Here is a 14,048-nt window from a genome sequence, read left to right on the forward strand (position 1 = left end):
ACCCACACCCCAGGGGCCTTCCGTGACCCGCCAGCGCAGCCACAGCTACCGCCAGCCCGGTGTCGTCCTCACCGACCACCGCTTCAGCGTTCCGCTCGACCACGCCCGCCCCGACGGCGAGCACATCGAGCTCTACGCGCGCGAGGTCGTGGCGAGCGGCAAGGACCCCGCGCCGCTGCCCTGGCTGCTCTACCTGGAGGGCGGCCCCGGCTTCGGGGCGCGGCGCTTCACCGGGCGGCAGGCCTGGCTGGAGCGGGCCCTGGCCGACTACCGCGTGCTCCTCCTCGACCAGCGCGGAACAGGCCGCTCCACGCCGCTCAACCGGCAGACCCTGCCCCTGCGCGGCACCCCGGCGCAGCAGGCCGGGCTCCTCGCCCACTTCCGGGCCGACTCCATCGTCCGCGACGCCGAGACCGTCCGCCGCACCCTGACCGGCGGCGCCCCCTGGACCGTGCTCGGGCAGAGCTTCGGCGGTTTCTGCACCACCCACTACCTCTCCACCGCCCCCGAAGGCCTCACCGCCGCCCTGATCACCGGCGGACTGCCCTCCCTCGACGCCACCGCGACCCAGGTGTACGAGGCCGCTTACCCCCGCGTCGAGCGCAAGAACCTCGCCCACTACGCCCGCTACCCCATGGACGTGGAGCGCGCCCGCCGCATCGCCGCCCACCTCGCCGAGCACCCCGCCGAACTCCCGGGCGGCTACCGGCTCACCACCGAGGCCTTCCAGTCCCTCGGCCTCCTCCTCGGCACCGGCGACGGCAGCCACCAGCTCCACTACCTCCTCGAGGACGCCTTCCTCACCACCCCGGCCGGACCCGCCCTCTCGGACGCCTTCCTCGAAGCGGTCCACTCCCACCTCTCCTTCGCCGGCCACCCCCTCTACGCCCTCCTCCACGAGGCCATCTACGCCCAGGACCCGGCCGCCCCCACCGGCTGGGCCGCCGAACGCGTCCGCGCCGCCCACCCGCGCTTCGACGCCGCCAAGACCCTCGAGGGCGCCGACCCCCTCCTGTTCACCGGCGAGACCATCCACCCCTGGCACTTCACCGTCGACCCCGCCCTGGCCCCGCTGCGCGACACGGCCGAACTCCTGGCCGCCCGCACCGGCTGGCAGCCCCTCTACGACCCGTCCCGGCTCGCCGCCAACGAGGTCCCGGTCGCGGCGGCCGTCTACCACGACGACATGTACGTCGACACCGCGCACTCCCTGCGCACGGCCGCCGCGATCCGCGGCCTGCGCACCTGGGTGACGAACGAGTACGAACACGACGGCGTCCGCGCGAGCGGCCCCCACGTCCTGGACCGCCTCCTGACCCTCCTCGACGACTAGGCCGTCTCTTACGGATCTCGCCCGCCCCGCGTCGCGCCGGGCGGCGCCAGCACCCGTCCGTGACGGTCCGTTCGCCTATTGTGCGGCCTATGACCGAACAAGCTGATCAGCAGGCGCCCTTGCAGCCGATGCCCACCGACTGGCGGCGCGCCCTCGCGGTGGTCGCCCACCCCGACGACCTGGAATACGGCTGCGCGGCGGCCATCGCCCACTGGACGGACGGCGGCCGCGAGGTCGCCTACGTGCTCGCCACCCGGGGCGAGGCCGGCATCGACGGGGTCGCGCCGGACGAGTGCGCCCCGCTGCGCGAGGCCGAGCAGCGCTCCAGCGCGGCCGTCGTCGGGGTCTCGACGGTGGAGTTCCTCGACCACCGCGACGGCGTCATCGAGTACGGCCCGGCCCTGCGCCGGGACATCGCGGCGGCCATCCGGCGCCACCGGCCCGAACTGGTGATCACGCTCAACCACCGGGACACCTGGGGCGGAGCGGAAGGCGGGGGGAACTGGAACAGCCCCGACCACAAGGCCGTCGGCCGGGCCGTCCTGGACGCCGCCGGGGACGCGGGCAACCGGTGGATCTTCCCCGAACTCATCTCCGAGCAGGGCCTGGAGCCGTGGGACGGGGTGCGGTGGGTCGCGGTGTCGGGGACCACCACGCCGACGCACGCGGTCGAGGCCGGCCCCGGGCTGGAGCGCGCCGTGCTCTCCCTGCTGGAGCACAAGGCCTACATCGCGGCACTGACCGACGAGGACCCGCACGCGTACGTCAGGAATTTCCTGACCGGCAACGTGCAGCAGGCGGCGGCCCGCTTCGGCGGTGTCCCGGCGGTCCCGTTCGAGGTCTTCCCGCGCTGATCACGTCCCCAGGTCTCTGACGGCTCGTCAATGTGCGGTCGTCGGCCGTTCGGTGGGCGTGGTCGACACGGCAGGGCGAGGAGCGCGTCCGGCCGGACGGGGTCGCGCTCCTGGCCCTCTGCCGCCCCGGCGAGCCGATCGGCCGGGGCCGGGAGCCCACCCGCCGGCCCCCGCACTTCAGGCCCTAGGGAGCCTTGGGCCTGCGCAGCTTCAGGAAGCCCTGGTACTCCGCGCGCATCAGTGCGGCGAAGGAGTCGTAGCGCTGCGGTCCGTACCCGCTCCAGGTGGAGTAGCGGTACGCCGCCCACTCGCCGTCGGCGTCCACGTCACCGGGGTCGAGGAGCAGCCAGGTCTGGTCCCCGGTCAGGGATATCTGCACCGCGCGGTTCCACCGGGCGCTCTCGTACTCCTCCTCGTCCCCCTCCTCTTCGTCCCCTTCGTCCTCGTCCTCCTCGTCCTCCTCGTCGAGGTCCGCGTCCAGGTCCTCCCGCTCCCACATCGTGAGGTCCTCGTGGAGGGAGGCCGTCAGCTCCCGGACCGGCCCCACCTCGGCCGCCGGCGCCAGCAGCTCCACGAACTCCCCGGCCCACCGCCAGCCGTCGGTGACCTCCAGGAAGGCCCGGTAGGAGGGCGGCAGCGGGGCCCCGAGCCGGGCTTCGAGCGCGGCGATCCGCTCCGGTGCGGCCGGTTCGAAGCCCAGCCAGCCGAGCGGCGGCTCCGGGGGCTCCTCGGCCCGCCGGGCGGCGTCGCGCTCGTCGCTCCAGGTGCGCAGGAACGGTTCCCATTCGTGGATCTTCATGCCCCCGATGGTGCCGCACCCCACCGACAACGGTCACCACGGGGTGAACGCACCGCGGACAGGTCCGGCCGCGGACGGCGTCGGCCCGGGCGGGGGAGGCGCCCGCCGCCGAGGGTTCCCAAGGTGTCAAGCGACCGCTTAGTATGCCGCCGAGCGTGGTTCCTCGACGGCGGCTGGAGGCCCCGGATGCAGGCATGGCGAGTACACACCACCGGAGAGCCCCGCGAGGCCATGCGCCTCGAGGAGGTCCCCGAACCGGTACCCGGCGAGGGCGAGGTCAGACTCAGGGTGCTCGCCGCCAACGTCAACTTCCCCGACGCGCTCCTCACCCGGGGCCAGTACCAGATCCGGCCCCCGCTGCCCTTCACCCCCGGCGTCGAGGTCTGCGCCGAGACCGAGGACGGACGGCGCGTCATCGCCAACCCGAGCCTGCCCCACGGCGGGTTCGCCGAGTACGTCACCGCCCCCGCGCACGCCCTGCTGCCCGCTCCCGACCCCCTCGACGACGCCGAGGCCGCCGCCCTGCACATCGGCTACCAGACCGGCTGGTTCGGCCTGCACCGCAGGGCCCGCATCCGCAGCGGGGAGACCCTCCTCGTGCACGCCGCCGCCGGCGGGGTCGGCAGCGCCGCCGTCCAGCTCGGCAAGGCCGCCGGGGCCACCGTCATCGGGGTCGTCGGCGGCAAGGCCAAGGCCCGCACCGCGGAGGAGCTCGGCTGCGACCTCGTCGTCGACCGCACCGCCGAGGACCTCGTCGCCCGGGTCAGGGAGTTCACCGGCGGACGCGGGGCCGACGTCGTCTACGACCCCGTCGGCGGCGACGCCTACACCGCCTCCGCCAAGTGCGTCGCCTTCGAGGGCCGCATCGTCGTCGTCGGCTTCGCCGGCGGCACCGTGCCCACCCCGGCCCTCAACCACGCCCTGGTGAAGAACTACTCGATCCTCGGGCTCCACTGGGGGCTGTACGCCGCCAAGGACCCCGCCGCCGTCCTCGCCTGCCACGCCGAACTCACCCGCCTCGCCGCCCAAGGGGCGGTCAGACCCCTGGTCAGCGAACGCGTCCCGCTCGCCGGGGCCGCCGACGCCGTCCAGCGCGTCGCCGACGGCGCCACCACCGGCCGGCTGGTCGTCGTACCGTCCCTGCCGGACGGCGGGACGCGATGACCGCCACCGCCGGAGGACTCCTCGCCCGCACCCGCGAGCTGCTCGCCGCCCACCCGCCCGCGGCCACCGCCCCCGCCGACTTCCTGCGCGCCCGCTTCGACGCCGGCCTCGCCTGGGTCCACTACCCCGAGGGCCTCGGCGGCCTCGGCGCGCCCCGCACCCTCCAGGCCGTCGTCGACGCCGAGCTGGAGGCCGCCGGCGCCCCCGACAACGACCCCCGCCGCATCGGCATCGGCCTCGGCATGGCGGCCCCCACGATCCTCGCCTACGGCACCGAGGAGCAGAAGCACCGCTTCCTGCGCCCCCTGTGGCTGGGGGAGGAGGTCTGGTGCCAGCTCTTCAGCGAACCCGGGGCCGGCTCCGACCTCGCCGCCCTCGGCACCCGCGCCGTCCTCGACGAGGCCGCCGGGGAATGGGTGGTCGACGGGCAGAAGGTATGGACCTCCAGCGCCCACACCGCGCGCTGGGCCATCCTCATCGCCCGCACCGACCCGGAGCTCCCCAAGCACCGGGGCATCACCTACTTCCTGTGCGACATGCACGCCCCGGGCGTCGAGGTCCGCCCGCTGCGCCAGATCACCGGCGAGGCCGAGTTCAACGAGGTCTTCCTCACCGGCGTCCGCATCCCCGACGCCCACCGCCTCGGCGCCGTCGGCGAGGGCTGGGCCGTGGCCCGCACCACCCTCATGAACGAACGCGTCTCCATCGGCGGCATGCGCCTGCCGCGCGAGGGCGGCATGATCGCCCCCGTCGCCGCCGCCTGGCGCGAACGCCCCGAGCTGCGCACCCACGCCCTGCACCAGCGGCTCCTCGGCCTGTGGGTCGAGGCCGAGGTCGCCCGCCTCACCGCCGAACGGCTGCGCCAGCAGCTCGCGGCCGGCCAGCCCGGCCCCGAGGGCAGCGGGATGAAGCTCACCTTCGCCCGCCTCAACCAGGAGATCAGCGGCCTGGAGGTGGAACTCCTCGGCGAGGAGGGCCTCCTGTACGAGGACTGGACGATGCGCCGCCCCGAGATCGTCGACTTCACCGGCCGCGACGCCGGATACCGCTACCTGCGCGCCAAGGGCAACAGCATCGAGGGCGGCACCAGCGAGATCCTCCTCAACATCGTCGCCGAACGCGTGCTCGGACTGCCCGCCGAACCGCGTGACGACAAGGACACCCCCTGGAAGGACCTCGCCCGATGACCGCACGCCCGCCGCGGCCGGGCCACCCGGCCCCCCGCGCCCCCATCGACCTCCTCTACTCCGACACCGAGGAGGAACTCCGCGCGGCCGTACGGTCCCTGCTCGCCGACCGCTGCGACACCGCGGCCGTCCTCGCCCGCGCGGAGACCGGCCGCCCCCACGCCCCGGAGCCGTGGCGCACCCTGGCCGCGGAGATCGGCGCCGCCGGACTGCTCGTCCCCGAGAAGCTGGGCGGGGCGGGCGCGGGCCACCGCGAGGCCGCCGTGGTCCTGGAGGAGCTGGGCCGGGCCGTGGCCCCCGTCCCGTACCTGACCAGCTCCGTCCTCGCCGCCGAGATCCTGCTCGCCTGCGCCTGCGACGGGCCCGAGGCCGCGGAGCTGGTACGGGAGCTCGCGGCCGGCCGGCTCGTCTGCGTACCCGCCCTGCCGCTCACCCTGGCCCCCGGCGCGCCCCTGCCGGCGCCGCTCCACGACGCCGGGGGAGGGGTGCTCAGCGGCACCGTCACCTCCGTCGCCGACGCGGTGGCCGCCGACGTCCTGCTGGTCCTCGCCGACACCGGGCTCCACGCCGTCCCCGCCGACCGCGCCGTCCTGCACCCGGCGGTCCCGCTGGACCTGACCCGCCCCCTGGCCACCGTCACCCTCGACTCCGCCGCCGGGACCCGCCTCGCGGACCCCGCCACCGCACGGGCGGCCGTCGCCGGCGCCCTGCTGTCCGGCGCGGGCCTGCTGGCCTCGGAGCAGCTCGGGCTGGCCGAGTGGTGCCTCACCGAGACCGTCGGGTACCTGCGCGGCCGCCACCAGTTCAACCGCCCCGTCGGCTCCTTCCAGGCCCTCAAGCACCGCCTCGCCCGGCTGTGGCTGGAGGTGGCGTCCGCCCGCGCGGCCGCCCGGGCCGCCGCCGACGCCCTCGCGACGGCCGCACCCGACGCCCCGCTGACGGTGGCCGTCGCCCAGGCCCACTGCTCCGGGGTCGCCGTCCGCGCGGCCGAGGAGTGCGTCCAGCTCCACGGGGGCATCGGGATGACCTGGGAACACCCCGCCCACCTCTACCTCAAGCGCGCCAAGGCCGACTCCCTCGCCCTCGGCACCGCCGGCCACCACCTCGGCCTGGTCGCCGACTTCGCCGAACTCCCGGCTCCGTAACGGCCGGGGCGGGCGGTTCACGGCTCTCCGCGATCCCGCCCGCCCCGCCGAGGTGACCTCCCCCGCCACTCCGCGTTAGACCGCGTACGCGGACCAACGAGCGAGGGAGACCCGCATGCACGCCAGCGCCGCCGTACCGCGCACCCGCCGCGCCTTCCTCCGTACGGTGTTCGGGGCGACCGCCCTCGCCGGCACGGCCGCAGCCCTGGCCCCCGTCCTGCGCGCGCGCCGCCCGCGCCAGACCCTGGGCCCGGCGCCGCTCACCGAGGAGACGTACCGCGGCCGGCACATCAGCGTCGACCCGGCCCGGGCGGCGGTGCACATCGACGGCCGGCCCCTGCACGTCATGCGCCGCGCCGACGGCAGCTACCTCAGCGCGATGAACCACTTCCAGTCCTACGAGACCCCGCTGGAGCTGGCCCGCGCCGCCGTCGACGAACTCGGCACCACCCAGCTGGCCTTGGCCGCCCCGCACCACGGCTGAGGCACGGGAACCAGGAGGACCCCCGCGGTGTACACCCGGCAGAACCAGAAGAACCTCACCAGCGCGCAGAAGAAGCGGTTCACGGCCGCGCTGCTGGAACTCAAGCGCAACGGCACCTACGACGAGTTCGTGCGCACCCACGGCACCTACTTCGTGCCCGACCGGGACCGGAAGCTGCGCGTCGGGCACATGTCCCCGTCGTTCTTCCCCTGGCACCGCAGCTACCTGCTGGAGTTCGAGAAGCGGCTGAGGGAGCTCGACCCCCAGGTCTCCATCCCGTACTGGGACTGGACCGCCGACTCCAGCCCCGTCTCCTCCCTGTGGGCCGAGGACTTCCTCGGCGGCACCGGGCGGGAGGGCGACCGCCAGGTGACGACCGGCCCCTTCGCCCACGAGCGGGGCAACTGGACCATCACCGTCGGGGTCAGCGAGGCACCGTTCCTCACCCGCAACCTCGGGCGGCCGGACAACCCGATCTCCCTGCCGACCGCCGCCGAACTGCAGTGGGCGATCGACGATCCCGTCTACGACTCCTCGCCCTGGAACTCCACCACGGAGGGCGGCAGTTTCCGCAACAAGCTGGAGGGCTGGGCCGCGCCGAAGAGCGAGCGCTGGCGCAACCACAACAAGGTCCACCAGTGGATCGGCGGGCACATGACGGGCGGCACCTCCCCCAACGACCCCGCGTTCTGGCTGCACCACGCCTTCGTGGACCTCGTCTGGGACCGCTGGCAGCGGCGCCACCCCGGCTCGGGCTACCTGCCCGCCGCGCCGCTGGAGCTCGGCGACCTCCAGCGCGGCCGGGTGATCGCCCTCGACGAGCCGATGCCGCCGTGGGACGTCACCCCGCGCGAGATGCTCGGCCACGGCGGCGTCTACCGCTACGAGTGAGGCGCGCCGCGGCGAGCGGCGGCCGGGCACGGGACGCGCCGCACGCAAAGGGCCCCCGCCGCACGGCGGGGGCCCTTCAGCCGGTCAGGCGCGGGAGGCGATCACTCGCCGTAGCTGCCGCCCTCGGTGTGGTGGTGGCCGCCGCCCGAGGCGTTGACGCAGGTGTTGCCGAAGGCCGGGTTCAGCAGGGCGATCACGTTGACGGTGTTGCCGCACACGTTGACCGGGACGTGAACCGGAACCTGGACGACATTGCCCGACAGGACACCGGGGGAACCGACCGCCGCACCGTGCGCTCCGGCATCGGCGACGGCCAGACCGGCGCCGGCGGCCACGGTGCTACCGGCGACAGCGGTGATGGCGAATGCCTTCGCGATACGCGACATCAAGATCTCCTCGTGAGATGTGGGCGCCGCATCCTCTGCGGCATTTGACATGGCATACAACGCGGCGGGCGCCGAGTGGTCACGGCCCCTTCGGCTACCCGGGGGCGGAGAAACGGACAGAGGCGAAGTAGGGCCGGACCGGAGTGACCGCATCCGGCCGCAGAACGGCCACGACAGGGCCCTTGCAGTGCGGTTCGCGGTACAGGGACGCGGTGAGTCCGGTGCGGTTCGTGACCGCGCGGCCGCTGCCGCCCTCCGCCGCGACGCAGCCCTTCGGGGAGGTCACCGCGTGGACGCGGTCGTCCTGGCCGACGTACTGGAATCCGGGCCCGGCGGCCTGCGCCGCGCCGGCCGCCGCCGAGAGCAGGGCACCCAGCGCCAGGGCCGCCGCGGCAGGGGGGATGAGGTTCGCTCGCATGCCGGTCCAACCCGGCCCTCCCGGGACCCGGTCACGCCTTGTCACCCCTCGGGCGGGTGTGCGACCGTGCTGGAAGTGCCCGGAAGCGGAACCGGGCCGGTGCGAGGCCCGGCGCGGACCGGGGGCGACCGAGGAGGGCGTGGATGGGCACAGCGGGCGGCTTCGACCGGCCCCGGGCCGGCACCGGGTACGGGGTCGTGGAGGGCCTCCGGCAGGCCGACGGCACCGCCGTGTTCCGGGGCGTCCCCTACGCCGCCCCGCCCACCGGACCCCGCCGCTTCGCCGCCCCGCGGCCCCCGGACGCCTGGGACGGCGTACGCGACGCCGGGGCCTTCGGGCCGACCGCTCCCAAGGTGCCCTACCCGCCCGTCTTCGCCGCCCTGCTGTCCGACCCGGAGATCCCCGGCGAGGACTGCCTCACCCTCAACGTCTGGACCCCGGACCCGGGCCCCGGGGCCCGGCTGCCGGTGATGGTCTGGATCCACGGCGGCGCCCACACCCGGGGTTCCTCCGCGGTCCCCGTCTACGACGGCTCGGCCTTCGCCCGCGACGGGGTCGTGCTGGTCTCGGTCAACTTCCGCCTCGGGGTGCTCGGCTACGGGCTCTTCCCCGACGCACCCGCCAACCGCGGCCTCCTCGACCAGATAGCGGCCCTGGAATGGGTCCGGGACAACATCGAGGCCTTCGGCGGGGACCCCGGCCGGGTCACGGTCTTCGGCGAGTCCGCCGGCGCCATCAGCACCGGCGCCCTGCTCGCCGCCCCCCGCGCGGCGGGCCTGTTCGCGCGGGCCGTCCTGCAGAGCGGGGCCCCCGAGGTGCTCCCGCGCGACCAGGTCCGCACCATGGTCCGCCGGATGGCCGCCCGGCTGCGGGTGCCCGCCACCGCCCGGGCCTTCGAGGCGGTGGGCCTGCCCGCGCTGCTCTGCGCCCAGGAGGCGGCGATGCGCCGCTCCTCCCCGGTGCTCGGCGGCCCCGCCTTCGGGCTGGTCACCGACCCCGACACGCTCCCGGTCGACCCGCTGGAGGCCGCCGCGGCCTCGGACGTACCGCTGCTGATGGGCTGGACCGCGCAGGAGCACCGGCTGTGGCTCGCGCCGACCGGCGGGATGCGGCTGCTGGACCGGCTCGGCCCGCTGGCCGTGGCCTACGGCCGGCTGCGCGGCGGCAAGGACGGGGCCGCCGTACGGGCGCTGCGCACCGCGCTGCCGGAGGCCTCCCCGGCCGACCTCGCCGGGCACCTGGTCACCGACCGGCTGCTGCGCGACCCCCTGCGCCGGATCGCCGGGGCGCGGCGGGCGGCCCCGAGCCACCTCTACGAGTTCCGCTGGCCCAGCGGCCTGCCCGGCCTCGGCGCCTGCCACGCGCTGGAGCTGGGCTTCGTCTTCGACACCCTCGGCCTGCCGGAGTCCTCCTGGCTGGCCGGGCCGGACGCGCCGCAGGCCCTGGCCGACGAGATGCACGGTGCCTGGGTCCGCTACGCCACCACCGGGGACCCCGGCTGGGCGCCCTGGAACGGCGACGGCCCGCCGAAGGTGTTCGACGGGCCGGAGCCGGAGGCAGTGCGCGCGGAGGCTGTTACTCCACTGGTCCTTCCATGACCTTGCTGATGAACTCGATCGGGCCTTCGCCCATGTTCGGCACGTAGGTCTTGGCGTTGTGCTGGCCGCCCGGGATCACTCTCAGGCTGGTGTGGATGGGTCCCTTGGTATAGGTGGAGACGAACTTCTGGACGTCCGGGAGCGTCTTCTTGTTGCTCTCGTTGTCGCCGACCTGGAAGGCCAGGTAGACGTCCGGAGCGCCCTTCTTGTCGATGAGCTGCTTGGCGAGGAGCTCGGGGTTGTTCTCGGCCTTCTCCTTGTCGTGGCCGACCCACAGCGGGGAGTCCGGGACGATGTCGGGTCCGGAGCAGATCGCGGCCTTGAACTTCTCCGGGTACTTGAGCACCGCCTTGAGGCTGGAGAAGCCGCCCGTCGAGGAGCCCATGAAGGCCCAGCCGTCACGCGACTTGACGGTGCGGAAGTTCTCCCGCATCAGGTCCGGGACGTCGTCGGTCAGCCAGGTGCCCATCTTGGGCTGGCCCGGGATGTCGGAGCCGTCCCAGTAGATGGCCTTGGGCTCGTCCGGCTGCGGATTGAGCACCGGCATCGCCAGGATGAAGGGCTTGCTCTTGCCCTCCGAGTACCACTTGCTGATGCTGGACTGGAGCTTGAGGTCGGTGCCCATCCAGTAGTTGATCGGGTAGCCCGCGCCGCCGGGCAGGGCGATCATGACCGGGAAGCCGCTCTTGGCGAACTTGGGGTCGTTGTACTCCTTCGGAGCCCAGACCCAGACCTTGCCCTTGAAGCCCGACTTCTTGCCGTCCAGCTCGGTGACCGCCACGTGGGTGCCGTCCGGCAGGGTCGAGGCGTTCTTGAACTGGGCCGTCGGGTTGGTGGGCATCGACATCTTGGAGTTCGGCGCCTGCTTGGCCCCGCCGCCCTCGCCGCCCGCCGGCTTCCCGAAGGAGACGGAGTCGCCCTTGTCGGTGAACGGCGGTATTTCGAAGTACGCCATCACGCCCGCGCCGATGCCGGCGAGGGCCAGCACGGTGACGCCGGCGGTGATCCACTTCTTCGCCTTGGACTTGCGGCGCGGCGGCTCCTCCTCGTAGGGAGGCTCGTAGCGGTCGTACTGCTGCTGCTCGAAACGGGGCTGCTGCTGCGTGGGCGCCTCGTACCCGTACTGGTCCTGCCCGTACGGGGGCCGGCCCCCCTGCTGGGGGCGGCCGTAGGGCTGCCCGCCCTGCGGCGGCTGCTGCCCGTACGGGGACTGCGGCCGGCCGCCCTGGGGGGCGTACGGCGGCCGGCCCTGCTGGCCGTACGGCGGGCGCGGCGGCGGGTTCTGACCTTCCGGCCTGTACGGCGGCTGGTACTGGCCGTCGGGTGAGTACGACATGTGCGGTGGCTCTCCGGCTGTTGCTGGCCCCGTCGGGGGTGATGACTGCTTCCGTTCGAATGATGAACGATAGTGCCCCGGGGTTCCCTATTTTTCATTTTCTTGACGGTCCGAGGGGTAGGGCATTGCCCATCGCCTGTAGGGCGCACGGAGTTCCCCTGCCGTTCCCCGCGCGTCCCTGGCCCATGCACATGCCCCTGGGTATGGTGCGTCCGCGCCGCCGCCCCCGACTTCCCCCATGTGCCCGGAGGTACATCCCGTGTTTGGCATGACCATTTCACGGCCTCGCCGCAGGACCGCCCTCGCCACCGCCTTCGGCGTCACCGCCGCCGGCGCCGCCCTCTGGGCCGGCCTCGGCAGCGCGCAGCCCGCACACGCCGCGGGTCTGCCCGCCCCCGACCACACCGTCGTCGTGGTCTTCGAGAACCACGCCTACAACCAGGTCATAGGCAGCTCCAGCGCCCCGTACATCAACTCCCTGAAGGCCGGGGGTGCCAACCTCACCCAGTCCTACGACATCACCCACCCCAGCCAGCCCAACTACATGCAGCTCTTCTCGGGCTCCAACCAGGGCGTCACGGACGACAGCTGTTACACCCCCGGCTTCAGCTCCGCGCCCAACCTGGCCTCCGAGCTGATCGCCGCCGGCAAGAGCTGGGGCAGCTACAACGAGACCCTCCCCAGCCAGGGCTCCACCACCTGCTCCAGCGGCAAGTACGCCCGCAAGCACAACCCCTGGTTCGCCTTCTCCAACGTGCCCACCAGCACCGCGAAGACGATGACCCAGTTCCCGACGGACTTCACCACCCTGCCCAAGGTGTCCTTCGTCGTCCCGAACCTCTGCAGCGACATGCACGACTGCTCCGTCGGCACCGGCGACACCTGGCTGAAGAACAACCTCAAGGCCTACGCGGACTGGGCCAAGACCCACAACAGCCTGCTCGTCGTCACCTTCGACGAGGACAACCGCCTCGCCGGCAACCAGATCCCGACCGTGCTCTACGGCCAGCCCGTGACCCCGGGCTCCACCTCGGCCACCACCTACAACCACTACGACATGCTCCGGACCCTGGAGGGCCTGGCCGGGCTGACCGCCCACGCCGGGAACGCCGCCACCGCCAAGGACATCACGGGGATCTGGGCTTCCTGACCATGTACGTCGCGGACAGTCGCGGTACCCCCGCGCCCGCCGTGGCCCCCGAGACGCAGGCCGTCGCCCCGGGCACCAGCCCGGGGCGGCGCGCCGCCCTCGCCCCCACGGTGCTCGCCCTGGGCACGGTCAGCCTGATCACCGACGTCTCCTCCGAGATGGTCACGGCCGTGCTCCCGCTCTACCTCGTCGCCGGACTCGGGCTCACCCCGCTCGGCTTCGGCCTCCTCGACGGCGTCTACAACGGTGTCAGCGCCCTGGTCCGCCTCACCGGCGGCCACCTCGGCGACCGGCTCGGCCGGCACAAGGCGCTCGCCGGCATCGGCTACGGCCTCTCCGCCCTGTGCAAGCCGCTGCTGCTGCTCGCCCACACCCTCCCCGCCATCGGCGCCGTCCTCGCCCTCGACCGCACCGGCAAGGGACTGCGCACCGCCCCGCGCGACGCGCTGATCTCCCTCGCCGCCGCCCCCGAGGACCGCGGCCGCGCCTTCGGCGTGCACCGGGCCATGGACACCGCCGGCGCGCTGATCGGGCCGCTGCTGGCCTTCCTGATCCTGCGCGGCGCCGCCGACGGCTACGACGCCGTCTTCACCGTCAGCGCCTGCGTGGCCGCCCTCGGCGTCCTGGTCCTGGTCCTCTTCGTACCCGGCCGCCGCTCCGAGCCCGCCCCCGACGCCGCCCCGGTCTCCCTGCGGGCCTCCCTCGGCCTGCTGCGCCGCCGGAACCTGCGCCGCACCGCCCTGTGCGCGCTGCTGCTGGGGCTGTGCACCGTCAGCGACGCCTTCGTCTTCCTGCTCCTGCAGAAGGCCACCGGAATCGCCGACCGCTGGTTCGCGCTGCTGCCGCTCGGCACCGCCGCAGCCTTCTTCCTGCTCGCGATGCCCCTGGGCCGCCTGGCCGACCGCGTCGGCCGCCGCCGGGTCTTCCTCGGCGGGCACCTCGCCCTGCTCCTCGCGTACGGCCTGCTCCTCACCGGCGCCCAGCACCCGGCCCTGCCCTACGCGGTCCTCGTGCTGCACGGCGCCTTCTACGCCGCCACCGACGGCGTGCTCATGGCGGAGGCCGCCGGGGCCGTGCCCGAGGAGCACCGGGGCGGCGGGCTCGCCCTCGTCCAGACCGGCCAGGCCCTCGCCCGGTTCGCCGCCTCCCTGGGCTTCGGCGCCGCCTGGACCGTCTGGGGCGCCCGGCCGGCGCTCGCGGTGGCCGCCGTGCTGCTCGCCGTCGCCGTCGCCGGCTGCGCGCGGCTGAAGCCCAACGGGACCTGACCCCCGGCCGCAGCCCGCACCGCACCACCGCATCCCCA

The 14,048-nt window shown here is 74.1% G+C and carries 14 protein-coding genes; 10 read left to right on the forward strand and 4 right to left on the reverse strand.

Going from position 1 to position 14,048, the window contains the following annotated elements; all coding sequences use genetic code 11:
- Window positions 1–22 precede the first annotated feature (22 nt).
- Together AB0469_RS30350 and AB0469_RS30355 are read left to right on the forward strand one after the other, a co-directional pair.
- On the forward strand, window positions 23–1,333 hold the full coding sequence (locus AB0469_RS30350; RefSeq protein WP_366454650.1) for an alpha/beta fold hydrolase: 1,311 nt from the start codon (window positions 23–25) through the stop codon (window positions 1,331–1,333).
- Window positions 1,334–1,422: 89 nt separating this feature from the next.
- Window positions 1,423–2,187, forward strand: a complete 765-nt coding sequence (locus AB0469_RS30355) for a PIG-L family deacetylase (protein ID WP_366454651.1) — start codon at window positions 1,423–1,425, stop codon at window positions 2,185–2,187.
- Between the two features lie 184 nt (window positions 2,188–2,371).
- Here AB0469_RS30355 and AB0469_RS30360 read toward each other — a convergent pair whose 3' ends face one another.
- Window positions 2,372–2,986: an SMI1/KNR4 family protein gene (locus AB0469_RS30360; protein WP_366454652.1), complete on the reverse strand. Its 615-nt coding sequence runs from the start codon at window positions 2,984–2,986 to the stop codon at window positions 2,372–2,374.
- 186 nt (window positions 2,987–3,172) lie between these two features.
- Here AB0469_RS30360 and AB0469_RS30365 point away from each other — a divergent pair, with 186 nt between their 5' ends.
- From AB0469_RS30365 to AB0469_RS30385, 5 genes are all read left to right on the forward strand, one after another.
- Window positions 3,173–4,150, forward strand: a complete 978-nt coding sequence (locus AB0469_RS30365; protein WP_366454653.1) for an NADPH:quinone oxidoreductase family protein — start codon at window positions 3,173–3,175, stop codon at window positions 4,148–4,150.
- Window positions 4,147–5,337 carry an acyl-CoA dehydrogenase family protein gene (locus AB0469_RS30370; RefSeq protein ID WP_366454654.1) on the forward strand — a complete coding sequence of 397 codons (1,191 nt, stop codon included), beginning with the start codon at window positions 4,147–4,149 and terminating at the stop codon, window positions 5,335–5,337. Before AB0469_RS30365 ends, AB0469_RS30370 begins: the two co-directional genes overlap by 4 nt.
- Window positions 5,334–6,482: an acyl-CoA dehydrogenase family protein gene (locus AB0469_RS30375; RefSeq protein ID WP_366454655.1), complete on the forward strand. Its 1,149-nt coding sequence runs from the start codon at window positions 5,334–5,336 to the stop codon at window positions 6,480–6,482. Before AB0469_RS30370 ends, AB0469_RS30375 begins: the two co-directional genes overlap by 4 nt.
- A gap of 115 nt (window positions 6,483–6,597) precedes the next feature.
- On the forward strand, window positions 6,598–6,966 hold the full coding sequence (locus AB0469_RS30380; protein ID WP_366454656.1) for a tyrosinase family oxidase copper chaperone: 369 nt from the start codon (window positions 6,598–6,600) through the stop codon (window positions 6,964–6,966).
- A 27-nt stretch (window positions 6,967–6,993) separates the two neighbouring features.
- Window positions 6,994–7,857: a tyrosinase family protein gene (locus AB0469_RS30385; protein ID WP_366454657.1), complete on the forward strand. Its 864-nt coding sequence runs from the start codon at window positions 6,994–6,996 to the stop codon at window positions 7,855–7,857.
- A gap of 101 nt (window positions 7,858–7,958) precedes the next feature.
- Here the strand turns inward: AB0469_RS30385 and AB0469_RS30390 are convergent, their stop codons facing one another.
- On the reverse strand, window positions 7,959–8,243 hold the full coding sequence (locus tag AB0469_RS30390) for a chaplin (protein ID WP_042809228.1): 285 nt from the start codon (window positions 8,241–8,243) through the stop codon (window positions 7,959–7,961).
- Window positions 8,244–8,337: 94 nt separating this feature from the next.
- Entirely contained in the window at window positions 8,338–8,661 is a 324-nt protein-coding gene (locus AB0469_RS30395; protein WP_366454658.1) for a hypothetical protein, read from the reverse strand.
- A 143-nt stretch (window positions 8,662–8,804) separates the two neighbouring features.
- Between AB0469_RS30395 and AB0469_RS30400 the strand changes: the two genes are divergently transcribed.
- Complete coding sequence (locus tag AB0469_RS30400) at window positions 8,805–10,259, forward strand: carboxylesterase family protein (RefSeq protein ID WP_366454659.1); 1,455 nt, start codon at window positions 8,805–8,807, stop codon at window positions 10,257–10,259.
- Here the strand turns inward: AB0469_RS30400 and AB0469_RS30405 are convergent.
- Complete coding sequence (locus AB0469_RS30405; protein WP_366454660.1) at window positions 10,237–11,595, reverse strand: alpha/beta hydrolase-fold protein; 1,359 nt, start codon at window positions 11,593–11,595, stop codon at window positions 10,237–10,239. The two genes, AB0469_RS30400 and AB0469_RS30405, sit on opposite strands and share 23 nt — an antisense overlap.
- Before the next feature lie 268 nt (window positions 11,596–11,863).
- Here AB0469_RS30405 and AB0469_RS30410 point away from each other — a divergent pair, with 268 nt between their 5' ends.
- Both AB0469_RS30410 and AB0469_RS30415 read left to right on the forward strand, forming a co-directional pair.
- Window positions 11,864–12,745 (forward strand): alkaline phosphatase family protein, encoded by an 882-nt coding sequence (locus AB0469_RS30410; protein WP_366454661.1) that lies wholly within the window; start codon window positions 11,864–11,866, stop codon window positions 12,743–12,745.
- Between the two features lie 2 nt (window positions 12,746–12,747).
- Entirely contained in the window at window positions 12,748–14,010 is a 1,263-nt protein-coding gene (locus tag AB0469_RS30415; protein WP_366454662.1) for an MFS transporter, read from the forward strand.
- The last annotated feature ends 38 nt before the right edge of the window (window positions 14,011–14,048 follow it).

It is taken from the genome of Streptomyces sp. NPDC093801, assembly GCF_040701585.1.
Lineage (GTDB): Bacteria > Actinomycetota > Actinomycetes > Streptomycetales > Streptomycetaceae > Streptomyces.

What these genes read in the sequence shown, in the direction of transcription:
- AB0469_RS30380 (WP_366454656.1), top strand. Translation starts at nt 6,598, where the DNA reads ATGCACGCCAGCGCCGCCGTACCGCGCACCCGCCGCGCCTTCCTCCGT.
- AB0469_RS30405 (WP_366454660.1), bottom strand. Translation starts at nt 11,595, where the DNA reads ATGTCGTACTCACCCGACGGCCAGTACCAGCCGCCGTACAGGCCGGAA.
- AB0469_RS30400 (WP_366454659.1), top strand. Translation starts at nt 8,805, where the DNA reads ATGGGCACAGCGGGCGGCTTCGACCGGCCCCGGGCCGGCACCGGGTAC.
- AB0469_RS30355 (WP_366454651.1), top strand. Translation starts at nt 1,423, where the DNA reads ATGACCGAACAAGCTGATCAGCAGGCGCCCTTGCAGCCGATGCCCACC.
- AB0469_RS30360 (WP_366454652.1), bottom strand. Translation starts at nt 2,986, where the DNA reads ATGAAGATCCACGAATGGGAACCGTTCCTGCGCACCTGGAGCGACGAG.
- AB0469_RS30375 (WP_366454655.1), top strand. Translation starts at nt 5,334, where the DNA reads ATGACCGCACGCCCGCCGCGGCCGGGCCACCCGGCCCCCCGCGCCCCC.
- AB0469_RS30390 (WP_042809228.1), bottom strand. Translation starts at nt 8,243, where the DNA reads ATGTCGCGTATCGCGAAGGCATTCGCCATCACCGCTGTCGCCGGTAGC.
- AB0469_RS30365 (WP_366454653.1), top strand. Translation starts at nt 3,173, where the DNA reads ATGCAGGCATGGCGAGTACACACCACCGGAGAGCCCCGCGAGGCCATG.
- AB0469_RS30395 (WP_366454658.1), bottom strand. Translation starts at nt 8,661, where the DNA reads ATGCGAGCGAACCTCATCCCCCCTGCCGCGGCGGCCCTGGCGCTGGGT.
- AB0469_RS30370 (WP_366454654.1), top strand. Translation starts at nt 4,147, where the DNA reads ATGACCGCCACCGCCGGAGGACTCCTCGCCCGCACCCGCGAGCTGCTC.
- AB0469_RS30410 (WP_366454661.1), top strand. Translation starts at nt 11,864, where the DNA reads ATGACCATTTCACGGCCTCGCCGCAGGACCGCCCTCGCCACCGCCTTC.
- AB0469_RS30415 (WP_366454662.1), top strand. Translation starts at nt 12,748, where the DNA reads ATGTACGTCGCGGACAGTCGCGGTACCCCCGCGCCCGCCGTGGCCCCC.